Here is a 17,101-nt window from a genome sequence, read left to right on the forward strand (position 1 = left end):
GACATCTCACGTCTTGGACAGGACCTTCCAAAAGACCAGGGGTCAGCCCTGTCTGGCGTCGAAGATCAGGTCCCAGGCCCTGGTTCGGGCGTGGGCGACCGCGCCCAGCAATACTCCACTGTCCCCCAAAGCGCTGGCGACCACCATCGGCCGCAGGGGGCCCAGCTCCGCGATCCGATCCTCTATCGCCGCGCCCAGCAGGTCCAGGTTGCGGCCCACTCCGCCGCTCAGGACGATGACCTCCGGATCCAGGACCGCCGCCACCGCCACCAGAAGACCGCCGATGCGGCGCCCTTCGGCCTCCACCACCGAGCGGGCCGCCGGGTCTCCGGCCGCCGCCACCGCGAAGACCTCCTTGGCCGTCTCGAGGTCCAGCCCGGCCGCCCTGGCCGCCCTGACCACGCCGGGAGCCGAGGTCACCGTCTCCGTGGCACCGTGGGCCAGGGCGTCGTCCGTAAAGGGTGGGACGTAAGGGGGCGAGTCCGTGGGGACATAGGAAACCTCTCCCGCCGCTCCCCTGGCTCCGACATACAGCTCGCCGTTGATGACGATGCCCATCCCGACGCCCGTACCGATGGAGACCAGGGCGAAGTTGGCCTTGCCGCGCCCCTCCCCGTACGTGTGCTCGCCGACCGCCGCCAAGTTGATGTCGTTCTCGATGGTCAGCTCCACGTCGAGCGCCGACCGGAGGCGACCCGCCAGGTCGGGCGGGCCCGGCAGGTTGGGCGCGAAGTCCAGGCGGCCCCGGGCCGGGTCGTAGACGCCGGGCGAGCCGACCACCGCGCAGGCGATCACCGACCAGTCGAGCTCGGCCTCCCTGGCCGCGGCGCGGCACAGGTCGCCCACGAGGACCGCGAGCTCGGCGGAGTCGCGGGCGGTGTTGCGCCCGTCGGTCCGGCCCGCGAACGTGCCGCGCAGGTCGGCCACGGCGACGCGGATCCAGTCGCGGCCGATGTCGATGCCCGCCACGTGGGTGGAGGCCGCGTTCATGTCGTAGAGCGAGGTCACCGGGCCCGGCCGGCCCGACACCTCGCCGACCAGGTGCACCAGCCCGTCTTCCTCCAGCCCGGCGAGCGCCGCCGAGACCGTCGGCTTCGACAGCCCGGTGATCTTGGCCAGATCGGCCCGTGACGCCGGGCCGTTCGCGTGGAGCTGGTCGAGCAGCCGACGCTCGTTCAGCACCCGTAGCAGTCGCGGATTTCCCAGCCCACCTCGCATCTTCAGCCCTCCTCGCGCCAAACTCTAGCCAACGACCCTGGTAGTAAACTAGCTTTCTTACCAACCAACGAACAGCCGGGCGGGCCCACTCGAGAGGACGATGTGCGATGGACCGAGCATGGCGACTGATTCCGGCCGCGGCGCTCTTGCTGACCGCCGCCGCCTGCGGAAACTCCGCCGGCACCGGCGGCAGCACGGCGAGCGCGAGCGCCGGGGTGGCATCCAAGACGATCGCCCTCTTCCTGCCCGAGTCCAAGACCACGCGCTATGAAGCGTTCGACCGCCCGCTGTTCGAGGCGAAGGTGAAGTCGCTCTGCGCCGACTGCAAGATCCTCTACAGCAACGCCGAGCAGGACGCGGCCAAGCAGCAGCAACAGGTCGAGGCGGCCCTCACCCAGGGCGCGAACGTCCTGGTGCTGGACGCCGTCGACGCCAACGCGGTGGCACCGCTGGTCAACCAGGCCAAGCAGAAGAAGATCCCGGTGATCGCCTACGACCGGCTGATCTCCGGCATCGACTACGCGTACTACGTCTCGTTCAACAACGTCCGGGTCGGCGAGATGCAGGGCCAGGCCCTGCTCGACGCGATGAACGCCAAGGGCACGACGGCCAAGGGACAGATCGTGGAGATCCACGGCGCCCCGACCGACCCCAGCTCGGCCGACTACAAGAAGGGCGCCAAGAGCGTCCTGGACGGCAAGGTCAAGGTCGGCAGGGAGTTCGACACGCCCGACTGGAGTCCCGACAAGGCCCAGCAGCAGATGGAGCAGGCGATCACCGCCATCGGCCGGGACAACATCGTGGGCGTGCTGTCGGCCAACGACGGCATGGCGGGCGGCGCCATCGCGGCCATGAAGCGCGCGGGCTACAAGCAGCTGCCGCCGATCACCGGGCAGGACGCCGAGCTGGCCGCCGTGCAGCGCATCCTCACCGGCGAGCAGTACATGACCATATATCTGGACATCAGGGCTGAGGCGGAGAAGTCCGCCGAGCTGGCCGTGGCCGTGGCCAAGGGCGAGCAGCCCGCCGCGACCAGCAAGGTCAACAACGGCACCGTGGACATCCCCGCCTTCCTCCTCGACCCCATCGCCGTCACCGCGGACAAGGTCAAGGACACGATCGTGAAGGACAAGTTCTACACGGCCGACCAGATCTGCACCGCCGAGGTCAAGGCGGCCTGCGCGAAGGCGGGCATCCAGTAGTGCTCTCCGCGACAGGCATCTCCAAGCGCTACGGCGCGGTCCAGGCCCTCGACGGCGCGAGCCTCCACCTGCGTCCCGGCGAGGTCACCGCCCTCATGGGCGACAACGGCGCGGGCAAGTCCACGCTGGTCAAGGCCATCTCGGGGGTGGTCGTCCCGGACGAGGGCACGATCACGCTCGACGGCACGCCGGTCAAGATCGCCAACCCGCACGACGCGCAGGCGCTCGGCGTCTCGACCGTCTACCAGGACCTCGCGCTCTGCGAGAACCTGGACGTGGTGGCCAACCTGTTCCTCGGTACGGAACGCCGCCGCTGGTCGCTGCTGCGTCACATCGCGATGGAACGCGCCACCCGCGACCTGCTTCAGCAACTTGACGTACGCATCAGGGACATCAGGGTGCCTGTCGCCATGCTGTCGGGCGGTCAGCGCCAGTCCGTGGCGATCGCCAGGGCGCTGATCGGCGAGCCGCGCCTGGTCATCCTGGACGAGCCCACCGCCGCGCTGGGCGTGGAGCAGACCGCCCAGGTGCTCGCGCTGATCGGCCGGCTGCGCGATCGCGGGCTCGCGGTCCTGGTCATCTCGCACAACCTGGCCGACGTCCGGGAGGTGAGCGACCGCGTGGTGGTGCTGCGTCTGGGACGCAACGCCGGCGACTTCGGTACGGCAGACACCACGCAGGAGGAGATCGTGGCCGCGATCACGGGGGCAGGGCGATGACCGACACGCTGGCGCGCAAGCCTTACACGCCGAAGGTCGCCGTCGAGCGGCTGAGACAGGGCGACGTCGGCGCGTGGCCGGTCGTCGGCGGGCTGGTGGCGATCGCGATCGTCTTCAGCGCGCTCAACGACCGCTTCCTCGCGCCGGAGAACCTGACGAACCTGGCCCTGCAGATGGCCGCGACCGGCACGATCTCGCTGGGCATCATCATGGTGCTGCTGCTCGGCGAGATCGACCTGTCGGCCGGCTCGGTCAGCGGCCTGTGCGCGACGATCATGACCATCATGCACGTCAAGCAGGGCTGGAACCCGCTGGCGGCCATCTTGATCGCCCTCGCCGCAGGGGCGGGGATCGGGCTGATCCACGGGCTGATGTTCACCAAGCTGCGGATGCCGTCGTTCGTGGTCACGCTGGCCGGGCTGATGGGCTGGCTCGGGCTGCTGCTCTTCCTGCTGCGGCAGGGCGGCACGATCAACCTGCCGTTCACCGGGTTCATCTCGAAGCTGAGCGACACCTGGTTGCCGTCCTGGCTGTCGTGGCTGCTGGTGGCGGCTCTGGTGCTCGTCTCGGGCGGCGCGGCGCTGCTCACCCGGCGTCTCAGGCTGGCCGCCGGGCTGCCCGTCACCCCGCTGTGGTGGCTGCTGGTCAGAACGGGCGGCCTGGCCGTCCTGCTCGCGGCGGGCGTGGTCATCATGTCGGCCGACCGGGGCGTGCCGCTGCTGCTCATCATCTTCGGCGCGCTGGTGGTGGTGTTCGATCTCGTGCTCAGGCATACCGCGTTCGGCAGGCATGTGTACGCCGTGGGGGGCAACGCGGAGGCGGCCAGGCGGGCCGGGATCAACGTGACGCGCATCAGGATCCTGGCGTTCATGCTGGCCTCCACGCTGGCGGCGGCCGGGGGCATCCTGGCGGCCAGCCGGCTGTCGGCGGTCAACCAGCAGTCGGGCGGCAGCGACATCCTGCTCATGGCGATCGCCGCGGCGGTCATCGGGGGCACCTCGCTGTTCGGCGGGCGGGGGCGGGCCTATGACGCGCTGCTCGGGGTGCTGGTGATCCAGTCGATCACCAGCGGCATGTACCTGCTCAGCGTCGACTCCTCCGTACGTTTCATGGTGACGGCCGCGGTGCTGGCCCTGGCCGTGGCGATCGACTCGCTGGCCCGCCGGGGAGCCGCCCAGTGAGCCGCGTGCTGGGCATCGATGTGGGCGGCACGAAAGTCGCCGTCGGCGTGTCCAGCTCCGACGGGCCGGAGATCGTCGAGCGGATCCGGCTCGACACCGGCGCCGGCACCCTGGAACGGGCCCTGGCGGCGGCCCGGGACCTGGACGGCGCGCCGGCCGCCGTGGGCTTCTCGACCTGCGGCGTCATCCGCGACGGCCGGATCTGGCTGGCCCCCAACGTGCCCGGCTGGGAGGGGCTGGAGCTGCCCAGGCTGCTGCGCGAGGAGTACGGCGCGATCCCGGTGGCGATCGACAACGACGTGAAGGCGGCCGCGGCGGCCGAGCTGCGCTGGGGAGCGCTGCGCGGCGTGTCGGCGGGCGTCTACCTGAACCTGGGCACCGGGCTGGCGGCGGCGCTGGTGGTGAACGGCCAGGTGGTGTCCGGGGCGCACGGCGCGGCCGGCGAGATCGGCTACCTGCAGGCCGTTCCGGGAGAGCCCGCTTTCGCCGACGGGCACGTTCCCCTGGAGGAGCGGGTCTCGGGCGGCGCGCTCGCGGCCCGGGGCACCGCCCTGCTGGGCCGCGAGACCACGGCGGCCGACCTGTTCGCCCTGTCCGCCTCGGCCCCCGGCTCGGCGGTCGCGGAGCTGGTGGACGAGGCGCTCGGGCTGCTGGCCATGAACGCGGCGAACCTGTGCGCGACCTTCGACCCCGAGTGCCTGGTGGTCGGTGGCGGCATGATGGGCGCGGCCGACCTGATCATGCCACGCCTGACAGCCGAGCTGCGGCGGGCCGTACCCTTCCCGCCCGAGGTACGCCCGGCGCGGTTCGCCGACGACGCCCCGCTGCTCGGCGCGCTGGCCCTCGCCCATGCCGCTTCACAGTCTTCATAAGTTCGTGAAACGGGTGTAGCTTCGACGGCATGGCTCCTGAAAAGGTGCGGCTGACCGCCGAGAAGGCCACGCTCCTCGCCACCCTGTACGGCAGGGCACTGGACGCCCGCTCACCGCGTCCCATACTCGACGACCGCCTGGCGGCCGCGACCGTCGAGCGCATCGACCACGACTTCAGCGACACCGGCATGGACCAGCGCATGGCCGGCTCGGTCGCGATCCGGGCCCGCTTTCTGGACGGCTGGGCCAGGGAGTTCCTCGCCCGGCACGCCGAGGCGACCGTGCTGCATCTGGGCTGCGGTCTCGACACGCGGGCCCACCGCCTGGACCCGCCGCCGAGCATCGACTGGTACGACGTGGACTATCCAGACGTCATCGACCTACGGCGACGGCTGTATCCGGAGGAGCATCGGACGATCGGCACCTCGGTCACCGACCTCGGCTGGCTGGACCAGGTGCCCGCGGGCAAGCCGGTGCTGGTCATCGCCGAGGGCCTGTTCTACTACCTCGACCCGGCGGAGGGCCGCGCGCTGGTCAGGGCGATCGTCGACCGGTTTCCCAGCGGCCAGTTCGTCTTCGACGCGCTCAGCCCCTTCGGGCTGCGTCTGCAGAAGCTCAACAAACCGGTCAGGAAGGCCGAGGCCACGATGCACTGGGGCATGGACGGCCCGGCCGACCTGCTGTCGATCAGTCCGAAGCTACGCCTGGTCACCGCGATGAGCGCCTTCGACCTGCCCGGCTACGGCAGCCTGTCGGCGTCGCACCGGATCTCGGTCGGGCTCGCCAAGGTCGTGCCCGGATTCAGGAGGATGGCGGCCTTCTACCGGCTGGAGTTCTGAGGGCAACCGGCCAGAGTGGTGAGGGCTTCCGGCCGGACTTCTGAGAGCAACCGGCCGGAGTTCTGCGGGCTTCCGGCCGGAATTGGCGAGTTAGCGGCCGGTGTTCTGCGGGGCGCCGCCGTTGTCCCTGCGGTCCAGGGCGGTCTGCAGGGCCTCGGTCGCCTCGTCAGCGGTCTCGTCGGTGGAGTTCCAGGCATACATCTCGTACATGTGTGTCTCATCTCATTTCGCGGGGCGTCGTGTGCTGTGCGGTCGGACTCCGGTCACGAATCCGACCGGGCCTGAGCTCGTGGGGTCCGGATCGCGGACCGGACGATGGGGCTTACCGGTCGACGCAACGCCGCACACCACGGCGGGTCGTCGACCTGCCCTAACAGGCCCCGCCGCGGCAGGTAATAAGTACGAGAACCTGGCGCATCATCCGAAAGAATACCTGGCGGTAGTTTGGCTGTCTCGTTGGACGTCCTACTATCTCGCATCCTGAGACAGAAAAACGGCTGCCGCGGACGCGACAGCCGTTGATCCTGGAACGCTCTGAAGAAGGGGTCAGTCCTCCAGGTCAACCGAGCGGCCGCTCTCGGCGCCGATCTCGGTGCCGATCTGCTCGACCACGTCGGCCGGGATGGCGGAGTCGACCGTCAGCGCGATCAGCGCCTTGCCACCCTTGGCGTCACGGGCCACCTGCATCGAGGCGATGTTGACGCCGTGCTCACCGAGCAGGCGGCCGACGACGCCGACGATGCCGGGCCGGTCGGTGTAGGTGAAGAACGACAGGTGCGCGGTCGGCTCGATCTCCATCTCGTAGCCGTTGACCTCGACGATCTTCGTGATCTGGCGCGGGCCCGACAGCGTGCCCGAGACCGAGACGCGGCGGCCGTCGGCGAGCACGCCGCGCACGGTGACCACGTTGCGCCAGTCGGGGCTGTCGGAGCTGGTCACCAGATTGACGGAGATCCCGCGGTCCTTGGCGAGGAGCGGCGCGTTCACGTACGTGACCGAGTCCTCGACCACGTCGGCGAAGATGCCCTTGAGCGCGGCCAGCTCGATCACCCGGACGTCCTGCGAGGCGATCTCGCCGCGCACCTCGACGTCGAGCTTCGTGGCGACCTCGCCCGCCAGCGCGGTGAAGACGCGGCCCAGCTTCTCGGCCAGCGGCAGGCCCGGCTTGACGTCCTCGGCGACCGCGCCGCCCTGGACGTTGACCGCGTCGGGCACGAACTCGCCGGCGAGGGCGAGCTTGACACTCCGCGCGACCTGGGTGCCGGCCTTCTCCTGGGCCTCGTGCGTGGAGGCGCCCAGGTGCGGCGTGACAACGACCTGGTCGAGCTCGAACAGCGGGCTGTCGGTGCAGGGCTCCTTGGAGAACACGTCGATGCCCGCCCCGGCGACACGGCCCTCCTTGATCGCCGAGTAGAGCGCGGCCTCGTCGACGATGCCGCCGCGGGCCACGTTGACGATCCGCACCGACGGCTTGACCTCGTGCAGCTCCTTGTCACCGATCAGCCCGAGCGTCTCCTTGGACTTGGGCAGGTGCACGGTGATGAAGTCGGCCTGCTTGATGACCTCTTCGAGGCTGACCAGCTTGACGCCCATCTGGTCGGCGCGGGCCGGCGGCAGGTAGGGGTCGTAGGCGATCAGCTCGACGCCGAACGGCTGCAGGCGCTGGGCCACGAGCTGACCGATCTTGCCCAGGCCGAGGATGCCGACGACCTTCTCGTCGAGCTCGACACCGGTGTACTTGGACCGCTTCCACTCGCCGTTCTTCAGCGCGGCGTGCGCCTGGGCCGTGTTGCGGGCGCTGGCCAGGATGAGCGCGACGGTCTGCTCGGCGGCGCTGGTGATGTTGGAGGTCGGGGCGTTGACCACCATCACACCGGCCTTGGTGGCCGCCTCGACGTCGACGTTGTCGAGCCCGACGCCGGCCCGTGCGACCACACGCAGCTTCGGCGCCGCGGCGATGGCCTCGGCGTCGACCTGCGTGGCGGAGCGGACGATGAGCGCGTCCACGTCGGCGAGCGCGGGCAGCAGCTGCGAGCGGTCGGCGCCGTCGGTGTGGCGGACCTCGAAATCGTTGGCGAGTACGGCGAGGCCTGCCTCGGACAGCTCCTCTGCGACCAGTACGACGGGCTTGCTCATGGAAGTGGATCCTTAGGGGCAGCTGGGCGGGCATTGAGGGACACGTCTCCGGGACCCTCGGATCGCCTCCGAGTCTATCCGCGCTTGTGAATGTGTTCACGAGTGACCCAGGATCTGAGACGGCTGGCGCCATACCCCGTGTCCCGCAAACTCATCCAGACTGCTCCCATCTTTGTCTTGATCGGGGGATTTCTTGGCTATTAGCCTGATAAGCCGTGACCGACTACCTATGGTTCGTCATATGAGCATCGGGAATCCTGCGCTTGCCGACGTGCTCGCCCAGCATGGCAATCCACATCGCCTGCTGGCGGCGCTCGCTGATGGTGGGGTTCTGGTGGCAGTGCGACCAGACCGATCAGTCGTCCTGGGTACGACCCAGGCCGGCGACAGAGTGCTGCTCGGATACACGGGCGCGGCTACGTACGCCCGGCACCGCGGCAGTCACTCCCTCTCCGCCTGCGATCCGGACACGATCCTCGACATCCAGCGCGTCACGGGTGTGCGGGAGATCGTGATCGACGCGGCGGGGCCCGCAGCGGCGGCCGTGCCCATCGACGACCTCCAGCGCTTCCTCGCTTCCACGCGATCGGGGCCTCATCCAGTGCTGTCGGGCGCCGTCCCCGCCGCGTACGCGACGGGCGCGATGGCCACGGTGTCACGGGGAGCCGCGCTCGCCCAGGTGGCGCCGCCCTCGCCGGACGCGCCCGCGCTGCCGTGGATACCGGCGCCGCGACCGCACCTGTCGGGGCCCATGCAGCAGGTCGACCCCGGTTACCGGCGGTGCACGCACCCGATCCTGCCCGCCCTGCGGCGGGCCATCGGGAACCTGCTCATGGACTACCCGCTCGTGCACCACGTCTGGATCTCCGAGGCGCGCACCGCCTCGGGGGCGCCGGGGATCATGCTGCACGTGAAGGTGCACATGTCGGCCGCCGAGGACGTGGTCCGCGACCTGCACCGAGGGGCCCGCGCCCGGTTGCCGCAGTTCGCGGCGAGCGGGGCGCCCATCCTGATGGCCCGGGTGGCGGACTCGCGCAGCGAACGCCGGATGATCGAGATCGGCGCGCACGTGGTCTGCGCCGACGTGATCGACTAACCGTGCTCGTGACCGGGGCCCGCATCGAGCGGACCGCGGTCACGAGCACGCGCGTACGCCTTACGTCAGGCGGCGAGCCAGCTCCAGCCGCGTCCCGGCGAACGCCCAGGCCACCAGCGCCGCCAGCAGCGGCAGTCCCACCACGAACGCGAGGAGGAACAGCCAGGGGATGGAGATCGTCGTGGGCCCGGGAGTGAACCAACTCGCCCCCTGGACCCCGTTGTGGCGGCTCATCGGCCACGACAGCGCGATTCCACCCACGACCCCGGCCACGACGCCGACCAGCGCGCCCAGCCCGGCTATGTAACCCGCCTGACCAGCCACCACCAGCCGCCGGACGCGCGGCGGCGCGCCGACCGCCGACATGGTGTTCAGGTCGTGGCGCATGTCGGCCGCGGCGAGCCCGGTGGCCGCGAACGTGCCGCCGAGCACCAGCCCCATGGCGGCGCCCAGCAGGATCCAGAACACCTGCGTGAACGAGCCTTCCCTGGGACTCTCGACGTAGAGGTCGGCCTCGTTCCCGACCACCGAGAGGTACTGTCTCAAGCGGGCCTGATCCGTCGGCTGGTACATGGCGTACAGCCGCCGCTCCTTCACCTGCGCTCCGATGGTCCGCAGGACCGCCGGTGGAACGACCCCGCCACTGACTCGCGGATCGGCGGCGCTCGCCAGCACGGCGGGAACCTGCTTGCGGCCGATCTTGCCATCCTCCCCGTAGGACTTCAGGGTGGCCAGGCCGTCCTTGATCAGCGCCGGATCGAACACCACGATCTTGCCCGCGGCCAGGGCCGCGGCGGCCTGCGGGTCCCGACGTCCCTGGATGAAGGCGAGCAATCGCGCGTCACCGACCGGAAGCTCACCTCCGTAAGAGGACTCCCCGCACCGCCCATCGCAGCGCCGGTCGAGGTCGATCCACGCCCGACGGCCCTGGGAGTCCACCGGACTCAGGGCCGGAAGCAGCTGGATCTTCGGCAGCTCGCGCTCGACCGCCGCCCGCACCCTGGCCCAGCCGCTGTCGTCCAGCTTGACGGCTTCGATCTTGATGCTGCCCGTCGGGGCGTAGGGATGGTAGGCGGCGTCGTAGGCCGCGTCGGAGCTGGCGAGCCCGGTGCCGAACGCGACCGCCGCCGTGGTGGCCGCCATGACGGCGGCCATCGCGGAGGCCGTACGGGACCGGTGGCGCGAGGCGTCGCGGACCGACAGGCGCAGCGGGAGCGGCAGCCGGGCGGCGAACCGGCTCGTCCGGCGCACCAGCCACGGCATCAACGCGACCAGCCCCAGCACGACCAGCCCCAAGGCCGCGACGAGCGGCAACTCCTGGCCGCGCGTACTCAGCCTGACCAGGGCCAGCCAGAGGAGGACCAGTCCGGCCACCACCAGCAGCAGACCGAGCACCGGACGACCCGCACGGTCGCGGAGCTCGCCTTCACGGCCCGCCAGCACCTGGGCAGGGCTCTGCCGCGCGGCCTGAAAGGCGGGCACCAGAGCGGCGATCAGCCCGCTCACCACGCCCAGCGCGGCTACGCCCGCGACACTCGCCCACGGCACCTCACGCGGGCCGAGCGAACCGAGCAGCCCCTCGGCCAACGGCACCGTCGCCAAGGCGCCTCCGACGCCGATGACCGTCCCGGCCAGCGCCGCCGCGCCGCCGAGCACCAGCCCGTCGGCGAGCACGATGGCCCGCAGGTGCGCCCCCGAACCGCCCTGTGCCGCGATCACGGCCAGTTCCCGCCGGCGGCGCCGCAGTCCCACGGCGAACGCGGGTCCGGCCAGCAGGACCGTCTCCATGACGATGAAGACGACGGCGAGCGCGATCGCGATCAGCTGGTCTCTGTCCAGGGCACCTTGGGGGGCATCGGCGGGCGGATCCTCGATGACGGCTCTCGACTGGACCAGCAGCCCTTGGGCGTTCAGCGCCTCCACCCGCGACCAGCCGAACGGCGTGGCGGTGTCGGCGAGCCAGCCGGTGCCGTTGCCGTTGTTCTTGTCCGCCAGGAGCGCACCTTGGAGTCCGACGAACTCCCGCACACCCGGCCAGTTCGGAAACTCGATCACGCCGACCACGCGCACCCGCTTGTTCGCCCGGATCACATTGACGGTGTCGCCGACCTTGACTCCCTGCTCCACGACCGCGGGTGTCACCACGACCTCGCCGGAAGCGGCCGGGAGCCTGCCCTCCGTCAGGCGCCGCATCCCCCGCGTCATCGGGTCCCGCAGGTCCACCTCACTGGCGTCCCCCCACTGATAGCCATCCTTGCCCACGAACACCACGGTGCCTTTGTCGTACGGGATGAGCCGGCCGTCGACCAGCGCGGCCACCCTTGCGGTCGTCCACGGCGGAGACTTGGGCGGCTCTCCGTCGCTAGACCAGCTCTTGCCCGAGACGTCCTGCTCGATCCGGCTCTGCCCCGCCGACGAGGTGGCGATCCGCGCGTCCGCGCTGCCCAGCTCGGCGGTCAGTCCCTCCCGCATGTCCACGTGGAGCGTGGCGTACCCCGTGAGCACGCCGGTGATGAGCAGCACCGGCAGGCCGATCATCACCATGATCAGCGCGGTCCGGCCCTTGAACCGCAGCGCGTCCCTGCGGGAGATCCGCAGCGCGGCGGTGAACGCGCTCATCGGGCGCTCTCCAGAGGTACGGCCGTCGAGTCGGCGATCTCCCCGTCGCGCAGGAACACCACGCGGTCGGCCCACCCGGCGTAGCGGGGCTCGTGGGTGACCAGCAGCACCGCCGCGCCCTCGTCGCAGCGCTCGCGCAGCAGCCGCAGGATCTCGTCGCCGCTCGCCGTGTCGAGCGCCCCCGTGGGCTCGTCGGCCAGCACCAGGCGCCGCTCACCGACCAGCGCCCTGGCGATCGCCACACGCTGCCGCTGCCCGCCGGACAGCTCCCCGGGGAAGCGGTCGGCGACATGGTCCACCCCCACCGAGGCCAGTACGGCCAGCGCCTCCTCGCGGGCCTGCCGCGAGCGGACGCCGTCGAGCTCCCTCGGCAGCATCACGTTCTCGGCGGCCGTGAGTGACGGGATCAGGTTCAGGTCCTGGAAGACGTACCCGACGCTGCCGCGCCGCAGCGCCGCCAGGTCCGTCACGCCGGCCAGGTCCGTGCCCTCGATCGTCACGCTGCCCGAGGTCGGCCGGTCGAGGCCGCCCGCTAAGTTGAGCAGGGTCGACTTGCCAGAGCCCGATGGGCCCATGACGGCGACCAGCTCGCCGCTGGAGACCTCGAGGCTCACCCCTTTGAGCGCGTGCACCTGACCGTGCACGCGCGTCACCTCGTCCAGTCTCAGCACAGTCATGTGTTCTTCTCCTTGAGTACGGCCTCGCAGTGGTCCAGCCAGCGCTGTTCCGCCTCGGCCTGAAAGATCAATGAATCGAGGACGAGCCGCTGCGCGAGCCCTTCGGTGTTCGCCCGTTTCGCCTTGGTCAGCTCCTGCAGCGCGCGCATGGTGGCGGTGCGCTGGGCCAGAATCACCGCTGACACGTCGACGTCCCCTGCGGCGACGGCCATGGCGAGTTTGATGACCAGTTCGTCCCGAGGCCGGTCGGTCTGGTCGACGGGGGTGCTGAACCATCGCTCCAGTTCGGCCCGACCGGCCTCGGTGACCGTGTAGACGGCCCTCCCCTGTTCGTCGGCCCCCCCGGGCTCGACGAGGCCGTCACGTTCCATCCGGGCGAGCGTCGTGTAGACCTGGCCGATATTGAGCGGCCAGGTCGCCCCTGTCGACGCCTCGAATTCCACCCGGAGCTGGTAGCCGTAACGCGGCCCCCTGCTCAGCAACGCGAGCAGTCCGTGTCTGATCGACATGGATACTGAGTATGCATACTGAGTATGCTCAACGCAACTGATTCGCATATTCTGGACAGGGAACGCCGTTCAGGCCGATACTCGGGGCATGAGCTCGACGCATCCACCGTTCCGCGCGTCCGACGGGGAACGCGATCGCGCGATCGACGAGCTCCGCGACCGCGCCGTCGAAGGCCGGATCTCCCACGACACCTTCGTCGGCCGGGTGGATCAGGCCCTGCGGGCGCGCAACCGCCACGAGCTCGACGAACTGGTCGCCGATCTGCCCCGCCGCCGGACGTTCCGCCAGCGAGTGACCGACGCGGTGTCGAACGTCTCCGACTTCACCACCCGCCTCCAGGCGGCCTGGCGCCGGCCGCGCCTGCCCAGGCTGGCCCTGCCCGACGACCACCGCATCCGCTACGTGGTCGGTCGCGGGTCGGCCTGCGACCTGGTGCTGTCCGATCTGACGGTCTCGCGGGTGCACGCCGAGCTGCGGCGCGAGGACGACGGCGGATGGATGCTGGTCGACCTGGGCTCGCTCAACGGCACGCGGCTGAACGGCTGGCGGCTGGTGGGACCCGCCAAGATCAAGTCGGGCGACGAGGTCTCTTTCGGCGACTGCGGCTTCATGGTGAGCGCCGGCCAGCTCTCCTGAGTACTTTCCTGGGTACGGGCCCGCCGTCGTGACGGCATGCCCGCCGTACGACCGACCCAAGAAATACGGATATTTGCGGATTACAGGCTGCGTGCGCTGCCGCATGATCCCAAGCGAGACCCCCAGTCCTCATTGGAGACCCCATGCGGCGTACTTCAGCATCCCTCGTCGCGGGCGCGCTCGTCGCGGCCCTCGCCTGGGCGTCCAGCCCCTCCTCCCCCGCCGTCGCGCTCGAACCCACGGCGGGCGTCGCGGACCTGACCCAGGACATCAACCAGATACTCGCCGACTCGCGGCTCACGGTCGGGCGGGCCGGCGTGGTCGTCAAGAGCGCGGCCAACGGCGACGAGCTGTACGCCACGGACGCCGGCAAGCTGATGATCCCGGCCTCCAACACCAAGCTGTTCACCTCCGCCGCCGCCGTCGACACGCTCGGCCTGGACTACCGCTTCCCCACCACCGTGCTGAGCGGCGGGCGCAAGCTCGGCTCCGTGCTGACCGGCGACCTGATCCTGCGCGGCACCGGCGACCCGACGATGCTGGCCGAGGACTACGACGCGCTGGCCGCCAAGGTCGCCGCCTCGGGCGTCAAGCTGGTCGCGGGCAAGATGGTCGCCGACGACACGTGGTTCGACTCCGTACGGCTCGGCAACGACTGGACCTGGGACGACGAGACGGCCTACTACGCGGCGCAGATCTCCGCGCTGACCGCCTCCCCGGACCGGGACTACGACGCCGGTTCGGTGATCGTCTCCGTGGCGGCGGCCGGCAACGAGGTCAAGGTGTCGACGACGCCCGAGACCGACTACCTGAAGATCGTCAACAAGGCCACCGTGGGCACCACGACCGACGTGCTCATCGAACGGCAGCACTCCACGAACACCGTGGTCATCACCGGCACCGTGGCCGACCCGTACCAGGAGTGGGTGGCCGTGGACGACCCCACCCGCTATGTGGCGTCGCTGTTCCGCAAGTCGCTGGCCAAGCACGGCGTCCGCGTGGCGGGCCCGACCGTCACCGGTGCGGCCCCGTCCGGCGCGACCACGCTGGCCGAGCATCAGTCGATGCCGCTGAGCGAGCTGCTGGTGCCCTTCCTCAAGCTGAGCAACAACATCCACGCCGAGATCCTGACCAAGGCGATGGGCCGCAAGGTCTCCGGCCAGGGCACCTGGGCGGCCGGGCTCAAGGTGAGCACCGACTTCGCCAAGGCCAACGGCGTGCAGGTGCTCAACATGCGGGACGGCTCCGGCCTCTCGCGCCGTGACGGCTTCGCCCCGGGCTCGATCGTCCAGCTGCTCGGCGCCGTACGCGCCAAGCCGTGGTTCAAGACCTGGTACGACGCGCTGCCCATCGCGGGCAACGCCGACCGGTTCACCGGTGGCACGCTGCGCAGCCGGATGCGCAACACCGCCGCCGCCAACAACGTGCACGCCAAGACCGGGTCGCTGACCGGCGTCACGTCGCTGTCGGGCTACGTGAACAGCGCCGAGGGCGAGCCGCTGGTGTTCTCCATCATGCTCAACCAGTACCTGTCGGGCTCGCCGAAGGACATCGAGGACAAGATCGCCATCCGGCTCGCCCAGTTCTCGCGGACCGCGCCGGTGGACGCCGTGTCGCAGCTCCGCGCGGCGGATGACAGCGCGACCGGCGACCTCGAGTGCTCCTGGCTCAAGCCCGCCGCCTGCTGACGCCTTCCGCTCCGGCGGGAAGCTGACACTTCCTGTCCCGCCTGGGACCTGACGTCTCCCGTCCTGCCTGGGAGCTGACGCCTCGCGCCTCGACTCCCAGGCATCCGCCCCCCGACTTCCACCCCTGGCCGTGCGGCATTTCACCGCACGGCCCTATTTTTTTCGCACAAGACGCGCAGGTGACAGAGAAGGTTTACCGAGGTCGATGGGGCAATCGTTACGATTAGGTCACCTGGTGCTCCAGATATAGAGGTGTTTTTCGGGACATGGCCGTTGCGGGCACACCAGAATGCGGGATCGACGCCGTATCTAGCAGCAGCGGAGGGACAGGATGCGCAGGCAACTCCAGGCACTCGTTTGCCTCGGAAGTCTGGCCGCGTTGAGCATCCCCACGCCCGCCGCCCAGGCGGCGACCACCACGAAGGCCCCGTGCCGGGTCGTGGCCGCCAAGCCGTCCCTGTCCAAGGGCGTGATCGTCGGCTCGGCGAGCAGGATCGGCTGCGACACCAAGGCCACGCTCAGAGTCCGGATCGTCCGGGACATGGTCGGTCGTCCCGACCGTACGCTGAAGAGCGGCGCCAAGCTCGTGCTGAACGGCCGGATCAGCGTCCGCGCCGGCTGCGCGGCTCCCGGGCGCTACTACGTCCTGGCCATGGACTACCAGGGCAAGCCGAGCCGGTCACGGCCCGTGGCCCTGTCCTGCGACGCCCGGACACCGGCGAAGACCGGCGCCGCCTCGGCCACCGAGGACCAGGTCGTCAGCCTTACCAACCAGGCGCGGGCCAAGAAGGGCTGCCGCCCGCTCACCCACGATCCCAAGCTCCACGCGGCGGCCGAGCGGCACTCCGCCGACATGGCCGCCCGCGACTACTTCGACCACGACTCCAAGGACGGCCGGACTCCGGGTGACCGCATATCGACGGCCGGCTTCGCGCCGGTCAGCACCTGGGGCGAGAACATCGCCATGGGCCAGCCGACGGCCGCCGCGGTCGTACGGGCCTGGCTCGACAGCCCCGGACACCGCGCCAACATCATGAACTGCTCCTTCACCCATATCGGCGTCGGCCAGTCCACGAAGGGCCCCTACTGGACCCAGGACTTCGCCGCCCACTAGACCACAGAACCCACCCAGCCAGGGAGCGTCGGGCCTCCACCAGGCGCGCCACCGCGCCGGTTCCCACCGCAACGCCACGGCGCTCCCATCCGGCGGGCCCGGTCGCGCCTCCCCCCGCACAGCGGACCGCGACCGGGCCCGCACCCTTTTAACGGGGAATGAGCCTGTATAGGGCAACAGACCTGTGGGGATCTCATGCACTGGCACGCGTACACGTGGGTGGGCAGCGGCGAGGAGCGGGAAAGGGAGGACGAGCGGCGTCCGGGTTCGCCCGGGTTCGCCGGTTCACTCCTTCCGCCGATGCGCACCGGCGACTGGCTGGCCCGACCGGCCTCCCGGATCCGCGCCACCTTCGACGACCCTGGCCGAGCGGTGGAGTGGCTGGCCGTCCAGTACGCGCAGATCAGGGGCGCGTTCCCGCACCCGGACCGCGTCGGGCTGACGGCCCGGCTCGACGGCGCCGCCGACGCACTACCCCGTGGGGTGGACGTGCAGTGGGGCGAGTGGCTGACCGGGGGCAGGTTCGCCACGATCAGCGTGATCTGCTGCCCGAACAGACACGTCACACACCCCTGCCCCATCCGCCGCCCCTGA

The 17,101-nt window shown here is 70.3% G+C and carries 15 protein-coding genes; 10 read left to right on the top strand and 5 right to left on the bottom strand.

The window, feature by feature from the left end; genetic code table 11:
• Positions 1–42 precede the first annotated feature (42 nt).
• Complete coding sequence (locus tag ACIBO2_RS14935; RefSeq protein ID WP_358539468.1) at positions 43–1,218, bottom strand: ROK family transcriptional regulator; 1,176 nt, start codon at positions 1,216–1,218, stop codon at positions 43–45.
• A gap of 107 nt (positions 1,219–1,325) precedes the next feature.
• On the opposite strand from ACIBO2_RS14935, the gene ACIBO2_RS14940 reads away from it, so the two are divergent.
• Genes ACIBO2_RS14940 through ACIBO2_RS14960 form a run of 5 tightly spaced genes read left to right on the top strand, consistent with a single transcriptional unit; the run spans position 1,326 to position 6,031 of the window.
• The gene (locus ACIBO2_RS14940) at positions 1,326–2,420 is read left to right on the top strand and encodes a sugar ABC transporter substrate-binding protein (protein WP_358539465.1); all 1,095 of its coding nucleotides are present in this window, start codon (positions 1,326–1,328) and stop codon (positions 2,418–2,420) included.
• Positions 2,420–3,139 (top strand): ATP-binding cassette domain-containing protein, encoded by a 720-nt coding sequence (locus ACIBO2_RS14945; RefSeq protein WP_357950274.1) that lies wholly within the window; start codon positions 2,420–2,422, stop codon positions 3,137–3,139. Before ACIBO2_RS14940 ends, ACIBO2_RS14945 begins: the two co-directional genes overlap by 1 nt.
• Positions 3,136–4,320, top strand: coding sequence for a sugar ABC transporter permease (locus ACIBO2_RS14950; RefSeq protein WP_363995534.1), 1,185 nt, complete (start codon positions 3,136–3,138; stop codon positions 4,318–4,320). The genes ACIBO2_RS14945 and ACIBO2_RS14950 overlap by 4 nt, the downstream gene beginning before the upstream one ends.
• Positions 4,317–5,192, top strand: coding sequence for an ROK family protein (locus ACIBO2_RS14955; RefSeq protein ID WP_358539459.1), 876 nt, complete (start codon positions 4,317–4,319; stop codon positions 5,190–5,192). The genes ACIBO2_RS14950 and ACIBO2_RS14955 overlap by 4 nt, the downstream gene beginning before the upstream one ends.
• A 29-nt stretch (positions 5,193–5,221) precedes the next feature.
• Positions 5,222–6,031: a class I SAM-dependent methyltransferase gene (locus tag ACIBO2_RS14960; RefSeq protein WP_397297373.1), complete on the top strand. Its 810-nt coding sequence runs from the start codon at positions 5,222–5,224 to the stop codon at positions 6,029–6,031.
• Positions 6,032–6,577: 546 nt separating this feature from the next.
• Here the strand turns inward: ACIBO2_RS14960 and serA are convergent.
• On the bottom strand, positions 6,578–8,167 hold the full coding sequence (serA, locus tag ACIBO2_RS14965; RefSeq protein WP_357950263.1) for a phosphoglycerate dehydrogenase: 1,590 nt from the start codon (positions 8,165–8,167) through the stop codon (positions 6,578–6,580).
• A 241-nt stretch (positions 8,168–8,408) separates the two neighbouring features.
• Between serA and ACIBO2_RS14970 the strand changes: the two genes are divergently transcribed.
• Complete coding sequence (locus ACIBO2_RS14970) at positions 8,409–9,263, top strand: hypothetical protein (protein WP_358428958.1); 855 nt, start codon at positions 8,409–8,411, stop codon at positions 9,261–9,263.
• Between the two features lie 60 nt (positions 9,264–9,323).
• Here the strand turns inward: ACIBO2_RS14970 and ACIBO2_RS14975 are convergent, their stop codons facing one another.
• From ACIBO2_RS14975 to ACIBO2_RS14985, 3 genes are read right to left on the bottom strand one after another with little or no spacing between them, the layout of a single operon-like run.
• Positions 9,324–11,882 (bottom strand): ABC transporter permease, encoded by a 2,559-nt coding sequence (locus tag ACIBO2_RS14975; RefSeq protein WP_397297376.1) that lies wholly within the window; start codon positions 11,880–11,882, stop codon positions 9,324–9,326.
• Positions 11,879–12,559 (bottom strand): ABC transporter ATP-binding protein, encoded by a 681-nt coding sequence (locus ACIBO2_RS14980; RefSeq protein ID WP_357950254.1) that lies wholly within the window; start codon positions 12,557–12,559, stop codon positions 11,879–11,881. The genes ACIBO2_RS14975 and ACIBO2_RS14980 overlap by 4 nt, the downstream gene beginning before the upstream one ends.
• Positions 12,556–13,068, bottom strand: a complete 513-nt coding sequence (locus ACIBO2_RS14985) for a PadR family transcriptional regulator (RefSeq protein WP_358539446.1) — start codon at positions 13,066–13,068, stop codon at positions 12,556–12,558. Before ACIBO2_RS14985 ends, ACIBO2_RS14980 begins: the two co-directional genes overlap by 4 nt.
• Positions 13,069–13,156: 88 nt before the next feature.
• On the opposite strand from ACIBO2_RS14985, the gene ACIBO2_RS14990 reads away from it, so the two are divergent.
• From ACIBO2_RS14990 to ACIBO2_RS15005, 4 genes are all read left to right on the top strand, one after another.
• Entirely contained in the window at positions 13,157–13,705 is a 549-nt protein-coding gene (locus ACIBO2_RS14990; protein ID WP_397297379.1) for an FHA domain-containing protein, read from the top strand.
• A gap of 143 nt (positions 13,706–13,848) precedes the next feature.
• Positions 13,849–15,393 (top strand): D-alanyl-D-alanine carboxypeptidase/D-alanyl-D-alanine-endopeptidase, encoded by a 1,545-nt coding sequence (gene dacB / locus ACIBO2_RS14995; RefSeq protein WP_397297381.1) that lies wholly within the window; start codon positions 13,849–13,851, stop codon positions 15,391–15,393.
• Positions 15,394–15,772: 379 nt separating this feature from the next.
• Complete coding sequence (locus ACIBO2_RS15000; protein ID WP_358539438.1) at positions 15,773–16,507, top strand: CAP domain-containing protein; 735 nt, start codon at positions 15,773–15,775, stop codon at positions 16,505–16,507.
• A 195-nt stretch (positions 16,508–16,702) separates the two neighbouring features.
• Positions 16,703–17,101: a hypothetical protein gene (locus ACIBO2_RS15005; RefSeq protein ID WP_358539436.1), complete on the top strand. Its 399-nt coding sequence runs from the start codon at positions 16,703–16,705 to the stop codon at positions 17,099–17,101.

It is taken from the genome of Nonomuraea sp. NPDC050022, from assembly GCF_044460705.1.
Classification (GTDB): Bacteria; Actinomycetota; Actinomycetes; order Streptosporangiales; family Streptosporangiaceae; genus Nonomuraea.